9 tRNA genes and 2 rRNA genes (2 of these 11 cut by a window edge) are annotated in these 2500 nt (G+C 51.9%); all 11 read left to right on the forward strand.

The annotated features are described in order from the left end of the window. Positions 1 to 1551, forward strand: a 23S ribosomal RNA gene (locus ACXKY9_RS00440) (it extends 1371 nt beyond the left edge of the window). Positions 1552 to 1652: 101 nt separating this feature from the next. Then, positions 1653 to 1768, forward strand: a 5S ribosomal RNA gene (rrf, locus tag ACXKY9_RS00445). A gap of 5 nt (positions 1769 to 1773) precedes the next feature. Beyond that, positions 1774 to 1849, forward strand: a tRNA-Val gene (locus ACXKY9_RS00450). Positions 1850 to 1853: 4 nt separating this feature from the next. After that, a tRNA-Thr gene (locus ACXKY9_RS00455) sits at positions 1854 to 1929 on the forward strand. Between the two features lie 13 nt (positions 1930 to 1942). Then, positions 1943 to 2018: transfer RNA gene (locus ACXKY9_RS00460), tRNA-Lys, on the forward strand. 13 nt (positions 2019 to 2031) lie between these two features. Then, positions 2032 to 2112, forward strand: a tRNA-Leu gene (locus ACXKY9_RS00465). Positions 2113 to 2141: 29 nt separating this feature from the next. Further along, positions 2142 to 2216, forward strand: a tRNA-Gly gene (locus ACXKY9_RS00470). Between the two features lie 16 nt (positions 2217 to 2232). Continuing rightward, a tRNA-Leu gene (locus ACXKY9_RS00475) sits at positions 2233 to 2321 on the forward strand. Between the two features lie 3 nt (positions 2322 to 2324). Next, positions 2325 to 2398: transfer RNA gene (locus ACXKY9_RS00480), tRNA-Arg, on the forward strand. An 8-nt stretch (positions 2399 to 2406) separates the two neighbouring features. Then, positions 2407 to 2480 (forward strand) — tRNA-Pro (locus ACXKY9_RS00485). Positions 2481 to 2489: 9 nt separating this feature from the next. Then, a tRNA-Ala gene (locus ACXKY9_RS00490) sits at positions 2490 to 2500 on the forward strand (it continues 65 nt past the right edge of the window).

Consider the following 2500-nt stretch of genomic DNA (forward strand, 5'->3'; position numbering starts at 1 on the left):
TCCGCTCAGGGTTAGTCAGGACCTAAGCTGAGGCCGACAGGCGTAGGCGATGGACAACAGGTTGATATTCCTGTACCACCTCTTTATCGTTTGAGCAATGGAGGGACGCAGAAGGATAGAAGAAGCGTGCGATTGGTTGTGCACGTCCAAGCAGTTAGGCTGATAAGTAGGCAAATCCGCTTATCGCGTATGCTGAGCTGTGATGGGGAAGCTCCTTATGGAGCGAAGTCTTTGATTCCCCGCTGCCAAGAAAAGCTTCTAGCGAGATAAAAGGTGCCTGTACCGCAAACCGACACAGGTAGGCGAGGAGAGAATCCTAAGGTGTGCGAGAGAACTCTGGTTAAGGAACTCGGCAAAATGACCCCGTAACTTCGGGAGAAGGGGTGCTTTCTTAACGGAAAGCCGCAGTGAATAGGCCCAAGCGACTGTTTAGCAAAAACACAGCTCTCTGCGAAGCCGTAAGGCGAAGTATAGGGGGTGACACCTGCCCGGTGCTGGAAGGTTAAGGAGAGGGGTTAGCGTAAGCGAAGCTCTGAACTGAAGCCCCAGTAAACGGCGGCCGTAACTATAACGGTCCTAAGGTAGCGAAATTCCTTGTCGGGTAAGTTCCGACCCGCACGAAAGGTGTAACGATTTGGGCACTGTCTCAACCAGAGACTCGGTGAAATTATAGTACCTGTGAAGATGCAGGTTACCCGCGACAGGACGGAAAGACCCCGTGGAGCTTTACTGTAGCCTGATATTGAATTTTGGTACAGTTTGTACAGGATAGGCGGGAGCCATTGAAACCGGAGCGCTAGCTTCGGTGGAGGCGCTGGTGGGATACCGCCCTGACTGTATTGAAATTCTAACCTACGGGTCTTATCGACCCGGGAGACAGTGTCAGGTGGGCAGTTTGACTGGGGCGGTCGCCTCCTAAAGTGTAACGGAGGCGCCCAAAGGTTCCCTCAGAATGGTTGGAAATCATTCGTAGAGTGCAAAGGCATAAGGGAGCTTGACTGCGAGACCTACAAGTCGAGCAGGGACGAAAGTCGGGCTTAGTGATCCGGTGGTTCCGCATGGAAGGGCCATCGCTCAACGGATAAAAGCTACCCCGGGGATAACAGGCTTATCTCCCCCAAGAGTCCACATCGACGGGGAGGTTTGGCACCTCGATGTCGGCTCATCGCATCCTGGGGCTGTAGTCGGTCCCAAGGGTTGGGCTGTTCGCCCATTAAAGCGGTACGCGAGCTGGGTTCAGAACGTCGTGAGACAGTTCGGTCCCTATCCGTCGTGGGCGTAGGAAATTTGAGAGGAGCTGTCCTTAGTACGAGAGGACCGGGATGGACGCACCGCTGGTGTACCAGTTGTTCTGCCAAGGGCATAGCTGGGTAGCTATGTGCGGAAGGGATAAGTGCTGAAAGCATCTAAGCATGAAGCCCCCCTCAAGATGAGATTTCCCATAGCGTAAGCTAGTAAGATCCCTGAAAGATGATCAGGTTGATAGGTTCGAGGTGGAAGCATGGTGACATGTGGAGCTGACGAATACTAATAGATCGAGGACTTAACCATATAATATGTAGCAATGTTATCTAGTTTTGAAAGAATATAAAAAACTTGTTGACTTTAAAAGTTAAATGAGTTACAATGATTCTTGTCTTAAATGAATACAGTCTGGTAATGATGGCAGAGAGGCCACACCCGTTCCCATACCGAACACGGAAGTTAAGCTCTCTAGCGCCGATGGTAGTTGGGACCTTGTCCCTGTGAGAGTAGGACGTTGCCAGGCAATCCGGAGGATTAGCTCAGCTGGGAGAGCACCTGCCTTACAAGCAGGGGGTCGGCGGTTCGATCCCGTCATCCTCCACCATTTAGCCGACTTAGCTCAATTGGTAGAGCAACTGACTTGTAATCAGTAGGTTGGGGGTTCAAGTCCTCTAGTCGGCACCAGTTTTTATTGTAAGAGCCATTAGCTCAGTTGGTAGAGCATCTGACTTTTAATCAGAGGGTCGAAGGTTCGAGTCCTTCATGGCTCACCATTTTAATTAATATGCGGGTGTGGCGGAATTGGCAGACGCACTAGACTTAGGATCTAGCGCCTTTGGCGTGGGGGTTCGACTCCCTTCACCCGCACTTTTAATAAAATATCTCAAACATGTCTTGCGGAAGTAGTTCAGTGGTAGAATACAACCTTGCCAAGGTTGGGGTCGCGGGTTCGAATCCCGTCTTCCGCTCCAATTTTCAATATGACATGCCGGGGTGGCGGAACAGGCAGACGCACAGGACTTAAAATCCTGCGGTGGGTGACCACCGTGCGGGTTCGACCCCCGCCCTCGGCACCATATGCGCCCGTAGCTCAATTGGATAGAGCGTTTGACTACGGATCAAGAGGTTAGGGGTTCGACTCCTCTCGGGCGCGTTTTCTTTCGGGAAGTGGCTCAGCTTGGTAGAGCACCTGGTTTGGGACCAGGGGGTCGCAGGTTCAAATCCTGTCTTCCCGATACTTGTTTGGGGCCTTAGC

The organism is Bacillus sp. 2175 (genome assembly GCF_057812155.1).